The organism is Streptomyces sp. NPDC089799, assembly GCF_040684755.1.
GTDB lineage: Bacteria > Actinomycetota > Actinomycetes > Streptomycetales > Streptomycetaceae > Streptomyces.
The window spans coordinates 18,559-39,904 of sequence record NZ_JBFBGR010000008.1 but is presented as its reverse complement, the minus strand read 5'-3'; the positions used below and the strand labels follow the sequence as shown (position 1 = coordinate 39,904).

Sequence of the window (21,346 nt, the reverse complement as noted above, 5' to 3'; positions counted from 1 at the left end):
CTGCACGGGAGGGGTAACCGTGAGGGGGCCCGGCCGCGAGGCCGGGCCCCCTTGGTGTCTCCCGCCGTCGCCCCGCACGGGGGTCCGGGGGACCGTCCACAGGCCGGGCGGGATGTCCGCGGGTGGGGGTAGCTTCGTGCCATGTCGAACATGGCGGTGGTCGAAGGGGTCCTGGAGCGGATCACGTACGCCAACGAGGAGAACGGGTACACGGTCGCCCGGGTGGACACGGGGCGCGGCGGCGGCGACCTCCTGACGGTGGTCGGGGCGCTGCTCGGCGCACAGCCGGGCGAATCGCTGCGGATGGAGGGCCGTTGGGGCTCCCACCCGCAGTACGGACGGCAGTTCACGGTGGAGAACTACCGCACGGTGCTGCCCGCGACGATCCAGGGCATACGCCGGTACCTCGGCTCGGGGCTGATCAAGGGCATCGGCCCGAGGATCGCCGACCGCATCGTCGAACACTTCGGCACGGACACCCTGGAGGTCATCGAGACCGAGCCGAAGCGGCTGGTCGAGGTGCCGGGCCTGGGGCCCAAGCGGACCAGGATGATCGGCGCCGCCTGGGAGGAGCAGAAGGCCATCAAGGAGGTCATGGTCTTCCTCCAGGGCGTCGGCGTCTCCACCTCCATCGCCGTGCGCATCTACAAGAAGTACGGGGACGCCTCCGTCTCGGTGGTGAAGAATCAGCCCTACCGGCTGGCCGCCGACGTCTGGGGCATCGGCTTCCTCACCGCCGACCGGATCGCGCAGGCGGTCGGCATCCCGCACGACAGCCCCGAACGGGTCAAGGCCGGGCTGCAGTACGCGCTGTCCCAGTCCACCGACCAGGGGCACTGCTTCCTCCCCGAGGAACGGCTGATCGCGGACGGGGTCAAACTGCTCCAGGTGGACACGGGGCTGGTGATCGACTGCCTGGCCGAACTCGCCGCGGATCCCGAAGGGGTGGTGAGGGAGCCGGTTCCGGACCCGGAGGGCGGCCCGCCGCTGACCGCGGTCTACCTGGTGCCCTTCCACCGGGCCGAGCTCTCCCTGGCCGGGCAGCTGCGCCGGCTGCTGCAGACCGAGGAGGACCGGATGCCGGGCTTCCGGGACGTGGACTGGGACAAGGCGCTGGGCTGGCTCGCCGGACGGACCGGGGCCGAGCTCGCGCCGGAGCAACGGGACGCGGTGAAGCTGGCACTGACCCGCAGGGTGGCCGTGCTCACCGGCGGACCGGGCTGCGGCAAGTCCTTCACCGTGCGCTCCATCGTCGAGCTCGCCCGTGCCAGGAAGGCCAAGGTGGTGCTGGCGGCCCCGACGGGCAGGGCCGCCAAGCGGCTGTCGGAGCTCACCGGCGCGGAGGCGTCGACGGTGCACCGGCTGCTGGAGCTCAAGCCGGGCGGGGACGCGGCGTACGACCGGGACCGGCCGCTCGACGCGGACCTGGTCGTGGTCGACGAGGCGTCCATGCTGGACCTGCTGCTGGCCAACAAGCTGGTCAAGGCGGTGGCACCGGGCGCCCACCTGCTGCTCGTCGGGGACGTGGACCAGCTGCCGTCGGTGGGTGCCGGGGAGGTGCTGCGGGACCTGCTGGCCGAGGGAGGGCCGGTGCCTGCGGTGCGGCTGACCCGGATCTTCCGGCAGGCGCAGCAGTCCGGTGTGGTGACCAACGCGCACCGCATCAACACCGGGCTCCCGCCGCTGACCGAGGGGTTGCCGGACTTCTTCCTGTTCGCCGAGGAGGACGGCGAGGAGGCCGGCCGGCTGACGGTGGACGTGGCCGCCCGGCGGATCCCGGCGCGCTTCGGCCTGGACCCGCGGCGGGACGTCCAGGTCCTCGCGCCGATGCACCGGGGTCCGGCGGGTGCGGGCACCCTCAACGGGCTGCTCCAGCAGGCGGTCACCCCGGCCCGGCCGGGGCTGCCGGAGAAGAGGTTCGGTGGCCGGGTCTTCCGTGTGGGTGACAAAGTCACCCAGATCAGGAACAACTATGAGAAGGGCGCCAATGGTGTCTTCAACGGCACCGTGGGCGTGGTCACGGCGCTCGATCCGGACGAGCAGACCCTGACGGTCCGCACGGAGGAGGACGAGGAGGTGGGGTACGACTTCACGGAGCTCGACGAGCTGGCCCACGCCTACGCCGTCACCATCCACCGTTCCCAGGGGAGTGAATATCCCGCCGTGGTGATCCCGGTCACCACCGGGGCTTGGATGATGCTCCAGCGGAACTTGCTCTACACGGCGGTGACCAGGGCGAAGAAACTGGTCGTGCTGGTCGGCTCACGCAAGGCGCTGGCCCAGGCCGTGCGTACCGTTTCCGCAGGCAGGAGGTACACGGCGGTCGCCGCGAGGCTGTCCGGCCGCATACCGGTGGGAAACATCACCTAAATGATCGATCATTTGGGGTTCCAGCACCGGCGCGGAGGGGGCAGGATAGGCGGGCTGGCGGCACTCAGTGCCGTCAAAAACACCAAAGGCCGACCCCGAGTGCACTCTCCTGCGCCAAATGGGGGAAGGTAGAGGCAGTCAGGGCACCTCGAAGAAGAGGCACTACGTCGGTGAGGGATGACGTGAGCGACAACTCTGTAGTACTGCGGTACGCGGACGGTGAATACACCTACCCGGTGGTCGAGAGCACCGTCGGTGACAAGGGCTTCGACATCGCGAAGCTCCGGGCTCAGACCGGGCTGGTCACCTTGGACAGCGGCTACGGAAACACCGCCGCCTATAAATCCGCGATCACCTACCTCGACGGCGAGCAGGGCATCCTGCGGTACCGCGGTTACCCGATCGAGCAGCTTGCGGAGCGCTCGACCTTCATCGAGGTCGCCTACCTGCTGATCAACGGTGAGCTGCCGACCGTCGACCAGCTCGCGACGTTCCGCAACGAGATCACCCAGCACACGCTGCTGCACGAGGACGTCAAGCGCTTCTACGACGGCTTCCCGCGCGACGCCCACCCGATGGCGATGCTGTCCTCCGTGGTCAGCGCGCTGTCCACGTTCTACCAGGACAGCCACAACCCGTTCGACGAGAAGCAGCGCCACCTCTCGACGATCCGCCTGCTGGCCAAGCTGCCGACGATCGCCGCGTACGCGTACAAGAAGTCGGTCGGCCACCCGGTGGTCTACCCGCGCAACGACCTCGGCTACGTCGAGAACTTCCTGCGCATGACCTTCTCCGTGCCGGCCCAGGAGTACGAGCTCGACCCGGTCGTGGTCTCCGCGCTCGACAAGCTCCTGATCCTGCACGCGGACCACGAGCAGAACTGCTCGACCTCCACCGTCCGCCTGGTCGGCTCCTCGCAGGCGAACATGTTCGCGTCCATCTCCGCCGGCATCAGCGCCCTGTGGGGCCCCCTGCACGGTGGCGCCAACCAGTCCGTGCTGGAGATGCTCCAGGGCATCCAGGCCAACGGCGGCGACGTGGACTCCTTCATCAACAAGGTGAAGAACAAGGAGGACGGCGTCCGCCTGATGGGCTTCGGCCACCGCGTCTACAAGAGCTTCGACCCGCGGGCGAAGATCATCAAGGCGGCGGCGCACGATGTCCTCTCGGCGCTCGGCAAGTCCGACGAGCTGCTCGACATCGCGCTCAAGCTGGAGGAGCACGCGCTCTCCGACGACTACTTCGTCTCGCGCAACCTCTACCCGAACGTGGACTTCTACACCGGTCTGATCTACCGGGCCATGGGCTTCCCGACCGAGATGTTCACCGTGCTCTTCGCGCTCGGCCGCCTTCCCGGCTGGATCGCCCAGTGGCACGAGATGATCAAGGAGCCGGGTTCCCGCATCGGCCGCCCGCGCCAGATCTACACCGGCGAGGTCCTGCGCGACTTCGTCCCCGTCGAGGCCCGCTGACCCGCGGCCCCGGCCCCCGGGCAAGAGAAAGCGCCCCGCCGTCGATCCCCCCACGGGTCGACGGTCGGGGCGCTTTCCGTTCCCCGGTCGGATTCCCCCCACGGGACCCGAACCGGGGCGTTTGTGGTGCCTGCCGGGACCCGCACGGGTCGGGAGGGCCGCTCAAAGCTCCCCGAGGGCACGTGCCCCGGCCTAGCCGATGCCGCGGACGTCCCCCAAGACCTCCGCGAACATCCCCCAAGATGTTCTTGGCATCGCCCCATTAGACCCGCGACCACCCCGAATGGTTACGTTGGGATCACTGTGATCTGCGTCTCCCGTGAAGGAACTGTGTGTGAGCGGGGGAGGCGGGCTCAGCGGAAAGATCGTAGCCGCAGGCTGTTGGTGACCACGAACACCGAGGAAAAGGCCATGGCGGCCCCCGCGATCATCGGGTTGAGCAGTCCGGCGGCGGCCAGCGGCAGCGCCGCCACGTTGTACCCGAAGGCCCAGAACAGGTTGCCCTTGATGGTGGCCAGTGTCCTGCGGGACAGCCGGATGGCGTCCGCGGCCACCCGCAGGTCACCGCGGACCAGGGTGAGGTCGGCGGCCTCGATCGCGGCGTCGGTGCCGGTGCCCATGGCCAGGCCCAGATCGGCCCGGGCCAGCGCGGCGGCGTCGTTGACGCCGTCGCCGACCATGGCGACCGTACGGCCCCGGGCTTGGAGGCGGCCGACCACCTCCGCCTTGTCCTGCGGCAGCACCTCGGCGATGACCTCGGTGATGCCGACCTCGCGGGCCACCTCCTCGGCGACGGCCTGGTTGTCGCCGGTCAGCAGCACCGGGGTGAGGCCCAGACCGCGCAGCAGGGAGACCGCTTCGGCGCTGGTGGGCTTGACCGCGTCGGCCACGGTCAGGACCCCGCGGACGGCCCCGTCCCAGGCGGCCATGACCGCCGTACGGCCGGACCGTTCGGCCTCGGAGACGGCGACGGTCAGCCCGGGCGGGACGGTCAGCCCCTGCTCGGCCATCAGTTTCTGACGGCCGACCAGCACCTCGCGGCCCTCGACGGTGCCCCGGACGCCGAGGCCGGGCAGACCCGTGAACGCCGTGGGGACGGGGAGCGTGCCGACCCGTTCGGCAGCGCCGGCGGCGACGGCCTGGGCGATGGGGTGTTCGGAGGCGTGTTCCAGGGCTCCGGCCAGCCGCAGGAGTTGGTGCTCGTCGGTGCCCTCGGCGGGGTGCACGCCCAGGAGGGTCATCCGGCCGGTCGTCACGGTGCCGGTCTTGTCCAGGACGACGGTGTCGACGGTGCGGGTGGATTCGAGGACTTCCGGGCCTTTGATCAGGATGCCGAGCTGGGCGCCGCGGCCGGTGCCGACCATCAGGGCGGTCGGGGTGGCCAGGCCGAGGGCGCAGGGGCAGGCGATGATCAGGACGGCCACGGCGGCGGTGAAGGCGGCGGTGGCGTCGTCGGTGGCCAGGAGCCAGCCGGCCCAGGTGCCGAGCGCGATCAGCAGGACCACGGGCACGAACACGGCCGAGATCCGGTCGGCGAGCCGCTGCACCCGGGCCTTGCCGCTCTGCGCCTCCTCGACCAGCCTGGCCATCCGGGCCAGTTGGGTGTCGGCGCCGACGCGGGTGGCCCGGACGACGAGTCGGCCGGAGGTGTTGACGGTGGCGCCGGTGACCGCGTCGCCCGCCGCCACCTCCACGGGGACGGACTCGCCGGTGAGCATCGAGGTGTCCACGGCGGAGGCGCCTTCGAGGACGGTGCCGTCGGTGGCGATCTTCTCGCCGGGCCGGACCGCGAACCGGTCGCCGACGGCGAGCGCGGTGACCGGGATCCGCACCTCGCGCCCGTCGCGCAGCACCGCGACGTCCTTGGCGCCGAGTTCCAGCAGGGCGTGCAGGGCGGCGCCGGCCTTCCGTTTGGCGCGGGCCTCCAGATAGCGGCCGAGCAGGATGAAGGCGATGACGCCGGCCGCGACCTCCAGGTAGAGGGAGGAGGAGGCGTCGGTGCGGTCGGCCGTGAGGTCGAAGCCGTGCCGCATGCCGGTCATCCCGGCGTGGCCGAAGAACAGCGCCCACAGGGACCAGGTGTAGGCGGCGAGGGTGCCGATGGAGACCAGGGTGTCCATGGTGGCGGCGCCGTGCCGGGCGTTGCTCCAGGCGGCCCGGTGGAAGGGCAGGCCGCCCCAGACGACGACGGGGGAGGCCAGGGTGAGGCAGAGCCACTGCCAGTTGTCGAACTGGAGGGCCGGGACCATCGAGAGCAGGACCACGGGAGCCGCGAGCAGCACGGAGACCCGCAGCCGCTGCCGCAGGGCGGCGAGCTCGGGGTCGGTCTCCGGGGTGGCGGCGGCCGGGACGGAGCCGGCCGGGTGGGCGGCGGAGGCGGCCGGTTCCGGGGCCGGAGGGGGCGGGGGTTCCTCGGCCGTGTACCCGGTCTTCACCACCGTGGCGATCAGGTCGGCGACCTCCACCCCGGGGTCGTAGGTGACCTTCGCCTTCTCGGTGGCGTAGTTCACCGAGGCGGTGACGCCGTCCATCCGGTTGAGCTTCTTCTCGATGCGGGCCGCGCAGGAGGCGCAGGTCATCCCGCCGATGGTCAGCTCCACCTCAAGGGTGCTGCTCATGTCCGGCTCCAGGGGAAGGCCGGGCCGTCGGGGGCCGGTGTCGTCCGGCGCGGCACGGCCCGGCGGGGTGGTGCGGGGCGGGGAGCCGGGGCCCGGTCCGGGCCCCGGAACCCTGCCGCCTATTCGGCGAGTTCGTAGCCGGCCTCGTCGACCGCGGCGCGTACGTCGTCCAGGGCGAGCGGCGCCTCGGAGACCACGGTGACCTCTCCGGTGGCGGCCACGGCCTTGACCGAGGTGACCCCGGGGAGGGCGGAGAGCTCGGCGGACACCGCGCCCTCGCAGTGGCCGCAGGTCATGCCGGTCACGCGGTAGACGGTGGTGGTCCGGGTGTCCGTCTCGGCGGTCATGTCGTTCTCCTCTTCGGGGGTGGCCGATGGTGCGGTTGAGGGCCCGTGTGGTTCCACGGTCCTCCCGCCGCACCACAGATTATACCCCTAGGGGGTATTAAGCGAGCGGTGTCGGATCCGGGGATTCCCTTTCGGCCACCCGGGTGCCGCGAGGACCCGGAGCCGGCGGGCCCGGCTCCGGGGGGCGGGCCTCGGGCGCCGGGCCCCTTGAGGTCCGGCACCCGAGGCCGTGCTCACGGCCGTGCCCGCGGTCGGGTCAGCGGGTGGTCGGGGGCGTGGTGACCATCGGCTCCAGGTAGCGCCGCAACACCGTCTTGAGCTCGGTGACGTACGCGGCGCGCTCCTCGCCCTCGGAGGCCAGGATCAGGTCCATCGAGGACTTGAAGATGCCCAGGATCACGTTGGCGGTGAGGTGCACCTCGGCGGGAGTGGCGTCCGGGCGGAAGCTGCGCAGCACGCTCTCGACCCGGGCGAGCATGCCGGCGTGCAGGGTCTGGTGCTCCTGGGTGATGCCGGGCACTCCGGAGCCGTGCATCAGGGCCCAGAAGGCCGGGTTCTCGCACTGGAACTCGATGAGCGGGTCGAGGACGGCGTCGAGCAGCTCGGGCAGGGGTCTGTCGAGGTTCTCCGGCAGGAAGGCCTGGCCGTGCATCTCGTTGGCCCGTTCCAGCAGGCGGCCGCCGAGCTCGACGGCGATGGCCTCCTTGTTCGGGAAGAACTGGTAGAGCGTGCCGGGCGAGACGCCCGCCTCCCGGGCGATCGAGTTGGTGCTCGCGGCCGCGTACCCCGACCTGCAGAACACGCCGGCGGCCGCCTCCAGGAGCTGGGCGATGCGGCGCTCCCCGCGGGCCTGGCGGCGCGGAGCCGCGACCTTCTTGGCTGCGTTCGCCCGTTTCTCCTCGGGCACGGCGATCCCTTCCTTCCCCAGGGTGATTGACAAACGCGAGAGCTCGCTCGCATTCTTGAGAAACGCGAGCGAGTGCTCGTGTTTGCCAGTTTATTCCGGCTGGCAATCACGGTGAAGGGGACACCGAGCCATGCCCGAAGTCAAACAGGCAGATCATCGGCCGGACCGGCAGAGCGACAGGGGAGGACGCGGAGTGGAAGCCGGGCAGCGCGGGGGAGAGAGCCGTCCGGCGGGGGTGGGCGGCTGGACGCGTGTGGTCACCGCCCGGCCCCGGCTGTCCCTGCTGATCGCACTGGTCCTGACCGCCCTGGCCGTGCTCGCGGGCGGCGGGGTCGCCGACCGGCTGGCGAGCGGCGGCTGGGAGAACCCGGACGCGCAGTCCACCTATGCCACCCGGGCCCTGGAGCGCGACTTCCCCGCCTCCCAGCCGAACCTGCTGCTCCTGGTGGACGCCGGTCCGGGCGTCGGGCCGGCCGGGGTCGACGATCCGGCCGTGGCCGCCGAAGCGGACCGGCTCACCGCCCGGCTCGCCGCCGAACCGGGGATCACCGGCGTCGGCTCGTACTGGCGGACGGGACTGCCCACCCTGAAGTCGAAGGACGGCAGGCAGGCGCTGATCGCCGCCCGCATCCAGGGCGAAGCCAAGACCGCCACGGCGGTGCTCGACCGGATCGAGCCGGAGTACCGCGGCACCCACGGACCGGTGAACGTGTCGCTCGGCGGACCGGCCGCCGTCCAGCGCGAGATCACCACCACCATCCAGGAAGACCTGCTCCGCGCCGAGCTGATCGCCCTGCCGGTCACCCTCGTACTGCTCGTCCTGGTCTTCGGCAGCGCGATCGCGGCCCTGCTGCCGCTGGGCGTCGGCATCGTCGCCATCCTCGGGACCAACGCGGTGCTCCGCGGACTCAGCGAGGTCACCGAGGTCTCGGTCTTCGCGCTGAACCTGACCACGGCCCTCGGCCTCGGACTGGCCATCGACTACGCCCTGTTCATCGTGCGGCGGTACCGGGAGGAGCTGGCGGCCGGCCGGGAACCGGTCGCGGCGGTCGGCGCCACGCTGCGGACGGCGGGGCGGACGGTCCTGTTCTCCGCACTGACGGTCGCGGTCGCGCTCTCGGCGATGCTGCTCTTCCCGATGTACTTCCTCCGCTCCTTCGCCTACGCGGGGATCGCGGTGGTGCTGATCGCCGCCGGGGCGGCACTGACCCTGCTGCCGGCCGCGCTGGTGCTGCTGGGGGACCGGGTCAACTCGCTGGACCTGAGGCGCCTGTGGCGCCGGCGCCGTACCGCCGGGGCCGGTGCGGCGGCCGCCGAGGGCGCCGAGGGGCGGGGCTGGGCGCGGTCGGCCGCGCTGGTGATGCGCCGGGCCCCGCTGTTCGCGGTGGCCACCACGGCGGGCCTGCTGCTCCTCGGACTGCCCTTCCTCGGGGTGAAGTTCGGCACGGTCGACGACCGGCAGCTGCCGGAGACCGCTGCCTCGCACCTCGTCCAGCAGCAGATCCGGGACGGTTTCCCGGGCGGCCCCGGCGACGGGCTGGTCGTCTTCGCCGAGGGCGCGGCGAACGCCGGGCAGTACCGGGAGTACCGGGCGCGGCTGGACGCCCTGCCCGGGACGCTCCGGGTCGAGGGGCCGGTCGTCTCGGGGTCCTCCGCGTACTTCACGGTCGTCGGTGAGGGCGAGGCCATCGGCGGGCAGGCGCAGGACCTGGTGGGCGAGGTGCGCGGGGTGGACGCCCCCTTCGACACCGCGGTGACGGGCAAGGCGGCCGTCCTGGTCGATGCCCAGGACGCGATCGCGGAGAAGCTGCCGTGGGCGCTCGCCCTGATCACCGTGGCGACCCTGCTGCTGGTCTTCCTGCTCAGCGGCAGCGTGCTGATCCCGCTCCAGGCGGTGCTGCTGAACGCGCTCAGCCTGACGGCGATGTTCGGTGCGGTGGTGTGGGTGTTCCAGGAGGGCCACCTGTCCGGACTGCTTTCCTTCACCGCGACCGGGGACATCGAGACCAACCTGCCGGTGCTGATGTTCTGCATCGCCTTCGGACTCTCCATGGACTACGGGGTGTTCCTCATATCCCGGATCAAGGAGGAGTACGACCGGACCGGCGACCACGAGGGAGCCGTCCGCACCGGTCTGGCCAGGACGGGCGGACTGATCACCGCGGCCGCGGTGATCCTCGCGGTGGTGATGGTGGCCATCGGCACCTCTCGGGTCACCAACACCAAGATGCTCGGGCTGGGCATCGCGCTGGCGGTGCTGATGGACGCGATGGTGGTGCGCAGCCTGCTGGTGCCGGCCGTGATGAAGCTGACCGGCCGGGCCACCTGGTGGGCGCCGGGCCCGCTGCGCCGTCTGCACGACCGGTTCGGACTCAGTGAGGGCGAGCCGGCGCAGGCCCCGGTGGAGCGGCCGGTGGAGCAGGAGCAGCCGGAACAGCGCGAGGAGAAGGGGCAGAAGGGGCAGAAGGAGGAGGAAGGGGAGGCGAAGGTACTGGCCGGGGCGGGCCAGTAAGGCGGGGCCGGGCGGCCCGCGCCCCGGCGGCCGGAGCCGCCGGGGCGTCGCCGGGGAGGTGAAGCAGGCTTCCGGACACCGATGCGGAGGCCGGTCCGGAGACCGGTCCGGAGACCGGTCCGGAGACCGGTCCGGAGACCGGTCCGGAGGCCGGTCCGGATACCGGCAACGATGCTGCCACCGGCTAGCGGCCGCCGCGGTTGCCGGGGCGCCGGGCCACCCAGGCGCGGACCGTGTCGGCGTACCAGAAGGGCTTGCCGCCCTCCACATGATCGGGCGGGGGGAGCAGCCCGTGCTTGCGGTACGAGCGCACGGTGTCGGGCTGGACCCGGATGTGGGCGGCGATCTCCTTGTACGACCACAGCTTCCGGTCGGTCATGGCACACCTCCTTGTCCACGTACCGGGGTCGGCCGGGAGGCCGTCGGGGGGAGCCGGAGCGTGGACGCTGACGATCACTCGACTCGGGTTGTGCCCGGAGAACGACCACGCCAGAGGGCAGGGGAGGGGCTGTCGCACGGCTGTGACGGAAGACCCGCGTAACGCGGACAAGCGTGACCGGGGGCCGACTCCCGTGACCGTGGTGACACGGGAGCCGGCCGTGGCGAAAGGGGTTTCAGCGGTAGAGCGGGGGCCGCTCGGCCAGTTCCACCGCGGTGCGGGTGCCGGTCCGCAGGGCGGTGAGTCCGGCCTCCGACACGGCGGCGGCTGCGTAGCCGTCCCAGACGTCCGGGCCGTCCACCCCGCCGCGGGCGGCTGCGGCCACCCACCGGCGGAGCTGCCGGTCGTAGGCGTCCGCGAAGCGCACGGTGAAGTCCTGCGGGACCTCGTCGTAACGGCGGCCCGCCGCCTGCACGACCATCGCCCCCGCGTCACCGATCCGGGCGCTGCCCGCCTCGCCGACCGCCTCGACCTGCACCTGGTAGCCGAAGCCGCAGTTGACGAAGATCTCCACGTCCACGATGGCGCCGCCCGAGGTCTCCAGCAGCACCAGCTGCGGATCGCGCAGTCCCCCGGGGGCGGCGGAGGAAGCGGCCGGAGAGAGCACGGTCACCGCCGTGACCTCCTGGCCGAGCAGCCAGCGGGCGGCGTCCACCTCGTGCACCACCGAGTCGCTGATGAGCATCGAACTGGTGAAGAAGGAGGGGGAAGAGGCGTTCCGGTGACGGCAGTGCAGGAACATCGGCCGCCCGATCCCGCCGGAGTCCAGCAGTCCCTTCAGCCGCTCGTACTCGGCGTCGAACCGGCGCATGAAACCCACCTGGACCAGGCGCCGCCCCAGCCGCCGCTCCGCCTCCAGGACGCGCAGGGCGGCGGCCGGGTCCGGGGTCAGCGGCTTCTCGCACAGCACCGGGAGCTCCCGCTCCAGAGCCGCCAGCAGGGCCTCCTCGTGGGCCGGTCCCGGAGAGGCGATCAGGACCGCCCCGACGCCGGGCGCGGACAGTGCCGCCACCGGGTCGGTGTGCGCGGAGGCGCCCTCCAGGCCCGCCGCGACCTCCTTGACCCGGTCGCCGTCCGGGTCGGCCACCGCCACCACCCGGGCACCGCCCACCGAGTGCCCGATCCGGCGGACGTGGTCGGCGCCCATCTTCCCGGTGCCGATCACCGCGATGCCGAGCGTGCTGGTCATGTCCGGAAAGCCTCTCAACGGGCGCCGCAGGAGCGCAGATAGGCGCGGGTGCGCCGGGCGATGGGCAGCGGCCGGGACGGCTCGCAGGGGTACATGTCCTGCTCGACGATGGCGAACAGGTCGGTGCCGAGCCGCTGTGCCGCGGCCAGCACCGGCTCCAGCGCGGGCACCCCGGACGGCGGCTCGCACATCACCCCGCGCGCCACCGCCGGCCCGAACGGCACCTGTCCCGCACGGACTTCGGCGAGGATCCGCGGGTCCACCTGCTTGAGGTGCAGATAGCCGATGCGCTCCCCGAAGGTCTCGATCAGCTCCACGCTGTCCCCGCCGCAGTACGCGTAGTGCCCGGTGTCCAGGCACAGCGACACCAGGTCGGCGTCGGTCGCGTCCAGGAAGCGGGTCACGTTCTCGGGGGTGTCGATGTGCGTGTCGGCGTGCGGGTGCACCACGATCCGCAGCCCGTGCCGCTCCCGCACCTCCCGGCCCAGGCGCTCGGTCTGCCGGGCCAGTTCGCGCCACTGTCCGGCGGTCAGGGTCCGGTCCTCCAGCACTTCTCCGGTCTTGTCGTCCCGCCAGAAGGAGGGGATCACCACCAGGTGCTCCGCGCCCATCGCGCGGGTGAGCTCCGCCACCTGCGACACGTGCTCCCAGGTCCGGTCCCAGACCGCCGGCCCGTGATGGAGTCCGGTGAAGACCGTCCCGGCCGAGACCCGCAGACCGCGCTTCGCGGTCTCCTCGGCCAGCCGGACCGGATCGGTGGGGAGGTATCCGTACGGGCCGAGCTCGATCCACTCGTACCCGGCGTCGGCCACCTCGTCGAGGAAACGGGCCCAGCCGGTCTGCCGCGGATCGTCCGGAAACCACACTCCCCAGGAGTCCGGAGCCGAACCGACACGGATACGGGTCAACGCGGGCGGGGAGGACGTCATAACGGCCACCTTAGGCTGCATTGTGGGGAAACTGGGAGGACTTGACTGTGCGTACCGACCCGTCCGCCGACCTGTCGGAACCGTTCGACCTGATCACGATGGGACGCATCGGCGTGGATCTCTACCCGCTCCGCAGCGGGGTGCCACTCGCCGAGGCGGACACCTTCGGGAAGTTCCTGGGCGGCTCCCCGGCCAACGTCGCGGTCGCCGCGGCCCGGCTGGGGCGCCGGTGCGCGCTGATCACCCGCACCGGTGCCGATCCCTTCGGCGCGTACCTGAGGGCCGAGCTGCGGCGCTTCGGCGTGGACGACCGGTGGGTGGGCGAGGTGGCGGCGTATCCGACCCCGCTGGCCTTCTGCGAGATCTTCCCGCCCGACCACTTCCCGATCCACTTCCGGCGGGAGCCGAAGGCGCCGGACCTGGAGATCCGCACGGAGGAACTGGACCTGGACGCGGTGCGCTCCGCACGCGTGTTCTGGATGACCGGCACCGGGCTGAGTGAGGAACCGGGCCGGACGGCCACCCTGGCCGCGCTGGAGGCGCGGGCGAAGTCCGGGACCACGGTGTTCGACCTGGACTGGCGGCCCGTGCTGTGGTCCTCGGACCCGGCCCCCTGGTACGCGCGGGCCCTGGCCTCCGCGACGGTGGCCGTCGGGAACACGGAGGAGTGCGGGATCGCGACGGGCGAGCAGGAGCCGTACGCGGCGGCACGGGCGCTGCTGGCGGCGGGGGTGGAACTGGCCGTGGTGAAGCGCGGCCCGGACGGGGTGCTGGCGGCGCACCGGGACGGGACGGTGGTGGAGGTCCCGCCGGTGAAGGTGGAGGTGGTCAACGGGCTCGGCGCGGGGGACGCGTTCGGGGGTGCGCTGTGTCACGGGCTGCTGGCGGGGTGGGGGCCGGAGCGGGCCGTGCGGTACGGGAACGCGGCGGGGGCGATCGTGGCGGGGCGGCTGGAGTGCTCGTCCGCCATGCCGTACGCGGCGGAGGTGGAGGAGGTGCTGGCGTCGTGCCGGTGATTTCGGAGCACGCGATGGAGCTGACGCGGCTGCGGATCCTGGAGCTCGGGCCGGGTGAGGCGTACGCGTTCGCGTGCGGGGACGCGGAGTGGGTCGTGCTGCCGCTGTCCGGCGGGTGCGTGGTCCGCTGCGCGGAGCGTTTCCCCACCCCGCCCCTTCCCGCTGTGTCCGGTCATGCGGCTCCGCCGGGTGCCGGGGCTCAGCCCCGGACCCCGTCCGCGGGGGCCGCGCCCCCACACCCCCCTCGGGGCTCCGCCCCGGACCCCGGTCGGGGCTCCGCCCCGGACCCCGTGCCCCGCTCTGCCGAGGGCGGGGAGCCCGTCGTGTTCGAGTTGCTCGGGCGGGGGAGCGTGTTCGAGGCGACGAGCGACTTCGCCTATGTGCCGCGGGACGCGGAGGTCGAGGTGCGGTCCGCGGAGGGCGGGAGGTTCGCGCTGGCCGGGGCGCGGTGCGAGCGGCGGCTGCCGGCACGGTACGGGGCCGGGCGGGACGTGGCCGTCGAGCTGCGGGGGCGCGGGTCCTGCTCGCGGCAGGTCAACAATTTCGCCGCCGCGGACGCCTTCGCGTGTGACCGGCTGATCGCCGTCGAGGTGCTGACCCCCGGCGGGAACTGGTCCTCGTACCCGCCGCACAAGCACGACGAGGAGCATCCCGGGGAGGAGTCCGAACTGGAGGAGATCTACTGGTTCGAGATCGCCCCGCACGGGGACACCCCCGGAGTGGGGTACCAGCGGGTGACGCCTTCGCCCGCCGGGAAGACCGATGTGCTCGCCGAGGTGCGGACCGGGGACGCCGTGTTGATTCCCGACGGGTGGCACGGGCCCTCCATCGCCGCCCCGGGGCACGACATGTACTACCTGAACGTGATGGCCGGGCCGGGAGCGGAACGGGAGTGGCTGATCCGGGACCATCCCGGTCACGCCTGGATCCGGGAGACCTGGGAGGGGCTGGACACCGACCCCCGGCTGCCCTTCCACCGGGCGGAGGAGGCCCGCCGATGAGCACTCGCACCCTGAGGCTGACCACCGCCCAGGCGCTGATCGCGTTCCTGAGCCGGCAGTTCACCGAGCGCGACGGGCGCAGGCACCGCCTGATCGCCGCGACCTGGGGCATCTTCGGGCACGGCAACGTGGCCGGGATCGGGCAGGCCCTGCTGGAGACCGGCGGCAAGGAGATGCCCTTCCTGCAGGGGCGCAACGAGCAGGCGATGGTGCACGCGGCCGTCGGGTACGCCCGGCACAGCGGGCGGCTGTCCGCCCACGCCGTCACCACCTCCATCGGGCCCGGCGCGACCAATCTGGTCACCGGTGCCGCCGGGGCGACGATCAACCGGATCCCGGTGCTGCTGCTGCCCGGCGACGTGTTCGCCGGCCGGCCCGCCGACCCGGTGCTCCAGCAGCTGGAGGTGCCGTACGCCGGTGACCTGTCCGTCAACGACACCCTGCGGCCGGTGTCCCGGTACTTCGACCGGATCACCCGCCCCGAGGCGCTGATCCCCGCCGCCCTGCAGGCCATGCGGGTGCTCAGCGACCCGGTCGCCACCGGGGCCGTCACCCTGGCGCTGCCCCAGGACGTACAGGCCGAGGCGCATGACTGGCCGGAGGAGTTCTTCGCGGAGCGGGTGTGGGCCGTGCGCCGGCCCCGGCCCGACCGGGACGAGCTGGAGGCCGCGGCCGGGGCCGTCCGGGCCGCCGCCCGGCCGCTGATCATCGCGGGCGGAGGGATCCGGTACAGCGGGGCCCAGACCGAGCTGGCCGCGTTCGCCGGGGCCACCGGCATCCCGGTGGCCTCCACCCAGGCCGGCAAGGGCTCCCTGCCCCACGACCATCCGGCGGACGTGGGCGGGGTGGGCCACACCGGGACCGCCCCCGCGAACGACCTCGCCCGCGGAGCCGACCTGGTGATCGCCGCCGGGACCCGGCTGAGCGATTTCACCACCGCCTCCTCGACCCTGTTCCGGAATCCTGACGTCCGTTTCATCGGGCTCAACCTCGATCCGTACGACGCGCACAAGCCGGCCGCCGCCCGGCCGCTCGTCGGCGATGCCCGGGAGACCCTCCGCGAGCTGGCCGCCCTGCTGGCCGGCCACCGGGTCGACCCCGCGTACCCGGCGGCGTACGGCGCCGCCAAGGAGGACTGGGAGCGCCGCGTGGGTCTGGCCTTCCGGGCCGAGGGCGCCGACCTCGACCTCGCCCCCACCCAGGCACAGGTGCTCGGCGCCCTCGACGCCGTGGTCACCGGCGAGGACGTCCTGGTCAACGCGGCCGGATCGCTCCCAGGCGACCTGCACAAACTGTGGCGGACCAGGTCGCCGCTCCAGTACCACGTGGAGTACGGGTACTCCTGCATGGGATACGAGATCCCGGCCGCCCTCGGCATCGGCCTCGCCGAGCCCGGCCGGCCGGTGTGGGCGCTGGTCGGCGACGGCACGTACCTGATGAACCCCACCGAGCTGGTCACCGCCGTACAGGAGGGCGTACCGCTCAAACTGGTGATCCTGGACAATCAGGGGTACGCCTCCATCGGCGGCCTCTCCGCGGCCGTCGGGGGCGAACGCCTCGGCACCGCGTTCGCCCCGGAGCACACGCCCGGCGTGGACCTCGCGGCCAACGCGGCCTCCCTCGGAATGGCCGTGATCCGCGCCCGCACCGTCCGTGACCTGCAGGAAGCCCTGGCCGAAGCGCGCGCCGCGGACCGGCCCACATGTGTCTACACACAGACCCGAACGCCCGACACTGTGTCGGGCCCGCCCCCCGCACAGGCGTGGTGGGATGTTCCTGTGGCCGAGGCCGCGACCCGTCCGGCCGCGATCGAAGCCCGCCAAGCGTACGACCGGCAAGCCGCGCAGCGACGTCGCCATCTGTGAAGGAGCAAGGCAAATGAAGACCGTCAACCACTGGATCGGTGGCAAGACCGTCGAGGGCGCGTCGGGCAACTACGGCCCGGTCACCGACCCGGCGACCGGCGTGGTCACCACCCGGGTCGCGCTGGCCTCGGTGGACGAGGTGGACGCCGCGGTCCAGGCCGCCAAGGACGCGTTCCGGACCTGGGGCCAGTCCTCGCTGGCCGCCCGCACCAAGGTGCTGTTCGCCTACCGCGCCCTGCTGGACGCCAACCGCGACGCCATCGCCGAGCTGATCGTCGCCGAGCACGGCAAGGTCCACTCGGACGCGCTGGGCGAGGTCGCCCGCGGTCTGGAGATCGTCGAGCTGGCCTGTGGGATCACCACGCAGCTCAAGGGCGAGCTGTCGACCTCGGTCTCCAACCGGGTGGACGTGGCCGCGATCCGGCAGCCCCTCGGCGTGGTCGCCGGCATCACTCCGTTCAACTTCCCGGCGATGGTCCCGATGTGGATGTTCCCGCTGGCCATCGCCTGCGGCAACACCTTCGTGCTCAAGCCGAGCGAGAAGGACCCGTCGGCCGCCAACAAGCTGGCCGAGCTGGCGAGCCAGGCCGGCCTGCCGGACGGTGTGCTGAACGTGCTCCACGGCGACAAGGTCGCCGTGGACGCCCTCCTCGCCCACCCGGACGTCGCGGCCGTCTCCTTCGTCGGCTCCACCCCGATCGCCCGGTACATCCACACCACCGCCTCCGCCAACGGCAAGCGCGTCCAGGCGCTGGGCGGCGCCAAGAACCACATGCTGGTCCTGCCCGACGCCGACCTCGACGCGGCCGCCGACGCCGCGGTCTCGGCGGCGTACGGCTCGGCCGGCGAGCGCTGCATGGCCATCTCGGCCGTCGTCGCGGTCGGCGCCGTCGGCGACGCGCTGGTCGAGAAGATCCGCGAGCGCGCCGAGAAGATCAAGATCGGCCCGGGCAACGACCCGACCTCGGAGATGGGCCCGCTGATCACCAAGGTGCACCGCGACAAGGTCGCCTCGTACGTGCACGGCGCCGCCGAGCAGGGCGCGGACGTGGTCCTGGACGGCACCGGCTACACGGTCGACGGGTTCGAGGACGGCCACTGGATCGGCCTGTCCCTCCTGGACAACGTCAAGACCGACTCCGACGCCTACCGCGACGAGATCTTCGGCCCGGTGCTCTGCGTGCTGCGCGCCGAGACCTACGAGGAGGCCGTGGCGCTGATCAACGACTCGCCGTTCGGCAACGGCACCGCGATCTTCACCCGGGACGGCGGCGCGGCCCGCCGCTTCCAGCTGGAGGTCCAGGCGGGCATGGTCGGCGTGAACGTGCCGATCCCGGTCCCGGTGGGCTACCACTCCTTCGGCGGCTGGAAGGACTCGCTCTTCGGCGACCACCACATCTACGGCCCGGACGGCATCCACTTCTACACCCGCGGCAAGGTCGTCACCACCCGCTGGCCCGACCCGTCCGAGCCGCACTCCGGCGTCGACCTGGGCTTCCCCCGCAACCACTGACCCCACCGCCGCCCCGGCCCGCAGGCCGGCCGGAACCGCTCGCCCCCGCAACCCTCACGCGGGGGCGAGCCCGTTTCCGCCCTCAGCCCGCCGGCGCCACCACGGGAACGCCCTCGGACCGGCCGGCCAGCAGGGCCGCCATGTGGTCCGCACAGGCGAGCGCCGCGCCGGCCATCGCCGTGCGCGACATGCCCGCGACGTGCGGGGTCAGCAGGGCGTTCGGCAGGCCGAAGAGGGGCGAGGCGAAGGCGGCGTGTTCGCGGGCGAAGGTGTCGACGGCGGCCGCGGCCAGGGGGTGCGCGGGGTCGCGGAGCGCGTCCGCCAGGGCCTGCTCGTCGACGATGCCGCCGCGGGCGGTGTTCAGCAGGACCGCCCCCGGGCGCATCAGGGCCAGTTCCGTGGCACCGATCAGTCCGCGGGTCTCCGCCGTGAGCGGCAGGTGCAGGGAGACCACGTCGCTGCTGCCGAGCAGCGCACCGAGGGAGCCGGCCCGGCGCACCGGGTCCCCGGCACCGGCGGGGCGCCGGGAGAGGCCCTGCACCGTCATGCCCAGGGCGGTCGCCCGCCGCGCCAGTGCCGAGGCGATCCGGCCCACGCCGACCAGGCCGAGGGTGAGCTCGGAGAGCTCCCGGGCGGGGGCGGCGGGGGCGCGCCAGAGGCCGCGGTGCGCGGCGTCGTCGTACGCGGTCAGGTCACGGGTCAGGGCGAGCAGCTGGGCCAGGGCGAACTCGGCCACCGCCTCGGCGTTCGACCCGGGGGTGTGGGTGACGGCGACGCCGTGCCGGGCCGCGGCCGGCAGGTCGACGTGGTCGGTGCCCGCCCCGGCCCGGCCGATCACCCGGAGCGGGGCGCTGATCCCGGGGGCGGTCGCCGCCGCGAGGAACGCGGCGCGAAACGGGACTCCGGCACGGGATTTGACCGCGTCGTGGCCGTGGCCGTCCCGGAGGGTCTCCGCGATCAGCGCTTCCCCGTCGAAGGGATCAAAGTCGGTGAACTCCACCCTGCCCTGCCAGGCGGCCCGGGCCGCGGCCTTGTCGGCGACCCGGCGGAGGTTCAGGGTGACGGCCAGCCCATGGCCGAGCAGGCGCTCCAGCTCGCGGTCGAGCAGGTCGCCGGGGGCGGCGTCGAGGAGGAGGACACGCGCCGGAGGCGCGCTCGCCCCCGCCGGAGCCGCCGCTGCAGGGGGCCGCTCCGGCCGGGCGGGGCCGGAGGGTGTGCCCGCGCCGTGGTCGGCGGCACGGGTCACAGCACGGCCCGGGCGGCCGTGGGGGCAGGGGCGTCTCCGAGGAGGCCGGCGTGGGCGCGGTGGTCGGTGTGGGCGGGGTCGTGCGCGCGGTCGGGGAGAAGGGCGGCGTGCGGGCCCTCTCCGGGGGCGTGCGCCTCCATCAGCCTGCGCAGGCGCGGCGAGTCGTCCGCGGCGGTTGCGGCCAGGGCCAGGGCGGCCCCCTCGGCATGGCCGGCGTAGGCGTACGGCAGGCGCAGTACGGGATCCAGCGCGGCCACCACCCCGGCCAGGTCCCGGTGGTGCGCCTCCGGGTCCCATCCGGCGGCGGTGTCCGCGGCCTCCGCCGCGTCCTCGCGCGGGGTGACGCCGACGACCAGCAGGCCGCGGTCGCACAGCCGCTCCGCGAGGCCCTGCCCGGCCCCGGCCGGGGTGAGGAACGCGGCGGTGAAGTCCAGCCCTCCGCCGGGCAGCAGGTACACGATCCCGCGCGCCGGACGGACCGTGTCCGCGACCGCGTCGACGGTGACCGGCACCGGTCCGCCGCCGAACACCGGCAGGGTCAGCCGCAGCAGGCCGTCCCCGGGCAGCCAGACCGAGGTGCCGTCACCGAGCGCGTCCTCGACGCGCCACAGCAGTGCGCTCGCCGGGGCGGGGGCGGCCGTCGGGTCGGGGCGGCCGGTTTCGTCCGCCGTGGTTCTGGTGTCCGTCCACTCCATCGTGGGCTCCCCCCTGGTCAGCGGTCCGGCCGTGCGCCGGGACGCCAGGGGTCAGCCTCGCCGATCAACGGGTTTCGGCCAAGTCCCGTACGGAAATTGGATCTTCGAGGGGGGCGGTCCGGCGCCGGCGCACCACCAGCACGGCGATGCCCGCCCCGGTCAGCACCAGCAGGACGCCCGCCGCCGCCCAGGGCACCGCCACGAACTCCGCCCCACCCGTGGCCTTCAGGCCGGGCTGGTCCGCCGCGCCGGCGGTGAGGGTGACGGTCACCCAGTCCAACTGGGGTGCGTCCGGCCATGGTTCGGTCAGCTCGATGCGCTGGCCCGGCAGCAGCACCAGTTTCAGGTCACGGGCCGGACTGCTGCGCACCGTACGGCCGAAGGCCCCCTCGGCGCGTACCGCCAGCGTCGGCGAGACCACCACGTTGCCCCGGTTGACCAGGGTGTACGAGACGGTGGCCGTGGCCTTCCCGCCGATCCACGGCAGCAGCGGCGCATGCCGCGCCACCCGTACGTCCTCCACGCTCAGACCGGCCGCCACCGGCCCCGGCACGCGGAAGTACAGGCGTGCGCCCACCGAACGGCGCACCCCCACCTTGACCTTGCCGTCGCCCTCCACGCCCTCGACGGCCGTGCCGAGCGCGACGATCCCGCCCACGTGGTCGCCCGGGATGGCGTCCTCGGGCACGGTGACGGTGAACGGGATGTCCCTGCGGCCCTTGGCGGGCACGGTGACCGTCCCGCCGGCCCCGTCGGCGGCCTCCGGCCCGAGGCGGATCCAGGTGCCCAGGTCCTTGGGCGCGGTCTCCGCCGGCAGCAGCGCGAACGCCCCGCCCACCGGGGTGTTGACGGCATCGGTGGCGAAGACCTTGAAGCTCAGTTCCCTGTCGGAGGTGTTGTGGACGGTCACGCTGTCGCGCACCGTCGTACCGGCCGCGCCCTGGTGGAAGAAGTACGCGCGGTCGGGCATCTGCGCCCCGGCCGGCGGGGTGGGGAACACGCTCCAGGTGCCGTTGTCGGCGGCCCGGGCGGGCGCGGCGGGCACCAGCAGCAGGACGCCGGCGAGCAACAGGAGCAGCGCGGCGAGGCCGGTTCGGGTGCGGAGGGCAGGCTGCATGGGCGGGTCTCCAGGAGGGCCGGAACAGGACGAGGGTGGTGGGGGGGCGGGGCCCCCCCCCCCCCCCGGACCCGATCGGATAAAAATAAGAAAAAAACACAAAAGAAAAA

General features: G+C 72.9%; 16 protein-coding genes. 7 read left to right on the top strand and 9 right to left on the bottom strand.

Going from position 1 to position 21,346, the window contains the following annotated elements; all coding sequences use genetic code 11:
* Positions 1 to 141 precede the first annotated feature (141 nt).
* The gene (locus AB0O36_RS10520; RefSeq protein WP_365106999.1) at positions 142 to 2,370 is read left to right on the top strand and encodes an ATP-dependent RecD-like DNA helicase; all 2,229 of its coding nucleotides are present in this window, start codon (positions 142 to 144) and stop codon (positions 2,368 to 2,370) included.
* A 182-nt stretch (positions 2,371 to 2,552) separates the two neighbouring features.
* Positions 2,553 to 3,842 (top strand): citrate synthase, encoded by a 1,290-nt coding sequence (locus tag AB0O36_RS10515; protein WP_365106997.1) that lies wholly within the window; start codon positions 2,553 to 2,555, stop codon positions 3,840 to 3,842.
* 353 nt (positions 3,843 to 4,195) lie between these two features.
* Here AB0O36_RS10515 and AB0O36_RS10510 read toward each other — a convergent pair whose 3' ends face one another.
* The 3 genes from AB0O36_RS10510 to AB0O36_RS10500 form a co-directional block, all read right to left on the bottom strand.
* On the bottom strand, positions 4,196 to 6,460 hold the full coding sequence (locus AB0O36_RS10510) for a heavy metal translocating P-type ATPase (RefSeq protein ID WP_365106995.1): 2,265 nt from the start codon (positions 6,458 to 6,460) through the stop codon (positions 4,196 to 4,198).
* 119 nt (positions 6,461 to 6,579) lie between these two features.
* Positions 6,580 to 6,807 carry a cation transporter gene (locus AB0O36_RS10505; protein ID WP_365106993.1) on the bottom strand — a complete coding sequence of 76 codons (228 nt, stop codon included), beginning with the start codon at positions 6,805 to 6,807 and terminating at the stop codon, positions 6,580 to 6,582.
* A 256-nt stretch (positions 6,808 to 7,063) separates the two neighbouring features.
* Positions 7,064 to 7,714: a TetR/AcrR family transcriptional regulator gene (locus tag AB0O36_RS10500; RefSeq protein ID WP_365106991.1), complete on the bottom strand. Its 651-nt coding sequence runs from the start codon at positions 7,712 to 7,714 to the stop codon at positions 7,064 to 7,066.
* A gap of 130 nt (positions 7,715 to 7,844) precedes the next feature.
* Here AB0O36_RS10500 and AB0O36_RS10495 point away from each other — a divergent pair, with 130 nt between their 5' ends.
* Positions 7,845 to 10,226 (top strand): MMPL family transporter, encoded by a 2,382-nt coding sequence (locus AB0O36_RS10495; RefSeq protein ID WP_365106988.1) that lies wholly within the window; start codon positions 7,845 to 7,847, stop codon positions 10,224 to 10,226.
* A 184-nt stretch (positions 10,227 to 10,410) separates the two neighbouring features.
* Here AB0O36_RS10495 and AB0O36_RS10490 read toward each other — a convergent pair whose 3' ends face one another.
* The 3 genes from AB0O36_RS10490 to AB0O36_RS10480 form a co-directional block, all read right to left on the bottom strand.
* Positions 10,411 to 10,605 (bottom strand): MerR family transcriptional regulator, encoded by a 195-nt coding sequence (locus AB0O36_RS10490; RefSeq protein ID WP_365106987.1) that lies wholly within the window; start codon positions 10,603 to 10,605, stop codon positions 10,411 to 10,413.
* A 235-nt stretch (positions 10,606 to 10,840) separates the two neighbouring features.
* Positions 10,841 to 11,854 carry a Gfo/Idh/MocA family oxidoreductase gene (locus AB0O36_RS10485; RefSeq protein ID WP_365106984.1) on the bottom strand — a complete coding sequence of 338 codons (1,014 nt, stop codon included), beginning with the start codon at positions 11,852 to 11,854 and terminating at the stop codon, positions 10,841 to 10,843.
* Between the two features lie 14 nt (positions 11,855 to 11,868).
* Positions 11,869 to 12,783, bottom strand: coding sequence for a sugar phosphate isomerase/epimerase (locus AB0O36_RS10480; protein ID WP_365106981.1), 915 nt, complete (start codon positions 12,781 to 12,783; stop codon positions 11,869 to 11,871).
* A 71-nt stretch (positions 12,784 to 12,854) separates the two neighbouring features.
* Here AB0O36_RS10480 and iolC point away from each other — a divergent pair, with 71 nt between their 5' ends.
* Genes iolC through AB0O36_RS10460 form a run of 4 tightly spaced genes read left to right on the top strand, consistent with a single transcriptional unit; the run spans position 12,855 to position 18,178 of the window.
* Positions 12,855 to 13,799, top strand: a complete 945-nt coding sequence (gene iolC / locus AB0O36_RS10475; protein WP_365107560.1) for a 5-dehydro-2-deoxygluconokinase — start codon at positions 12,855 to 12,857, stop codon at positions 13,797 to 13,799.
* Complete coding sequence (iolB, locus tag AB0O36_RS10470; protein ID WP_365106978.1) at positions 13,790 to 14,800, top strand: 5-deoxy-glucuronate isomerase; 1,011 nt, start codon at positions 13,790 to 13,792, stop codon at positions 14,798 to 14,800. The genes iolC and iolB overlap by 10 nt, the downstream gene beginning before the upstream one ends.
* Entirely contained in the window at positions 14,797 to 16,665 is a 1,869-nt protein-coding gene (iolD, locus tag AB0O36_RS10465; protein ID WP_365106976.1) for a 3D-(3,5/4)-trihydroxycyclohexane-1,2-dione acylhydrolase (decyclizing), read from the top strand. Before iolB ends, iolD begins: the two co-directional genes overlap by 4 nt.
* A 13-nt stretch (positions 16,666 to 16,678) precedes the next feature.
* Positions 16,679 to 18,178, top strand: coding sequence for a CoA-acylating methylmalonate-semialdehyde dehydrogenase (locus tag AB0O36_RS10460; protein ID WP_365106973.1), 1,500 nt, complete (start codon positions 16,679 to 16,681; stop codon positions 18,176 to 18,178).
* 82 nt (positions 18,179 to 18,260) lie between these two features.
* Here the strand turns inward: AB0O36_RS10460 and AB0O36_RS10455 are convergent, their stop codons facing one another.
* From AB0O36_RS10455 to AB0O36_RS10445, 3 genes are all read right to left on the bottom strand, one after another.
* The gene (locus tag AB0O36_RS10455) at positions 18,261 to 19,424 is read right to left on the bottom strand and encodes an NAD(P)-dependent oxidoreductase (protein ID WP_365106970.1); all 1,164 of its coding nucleotides are present in this window, start codon (positions 19,422 to 19,424) and stop codon (positions 18,261 to 18,263) included.
* Complete coding sequence (locus AB0O36_RS10450) at positions 19,421 to 20,119, bottom strand: hypothetical protein (protein ID WP_365106968.1); 699 nt, start codon at positions 20,117 to 20,119, stop codon at positions 19,421 to 19,423. Before AB0O36_RS10450 ends, AB0O36_RS10455 begins: the two co-directional genes overlap by 4 nt.
* A gap of 64 nt (positions 20,120 to 20,183) precedes the next feature.
* The gene (locus tag AB0O36_RS10445) at positions 20,184 to 21,236 is read right to left on the bottom strand and encodes a DUF916 domain-containing protein (protein WP_365106966.1); all 1,053 of its coding nucleotides are present in this window, start codon (positions 21,234 to 21,236) and stop codon (positions 20,184 to 20,186) included.
* Positions 21,237 to 21,346: the final 110 nt, after the last annotated feature.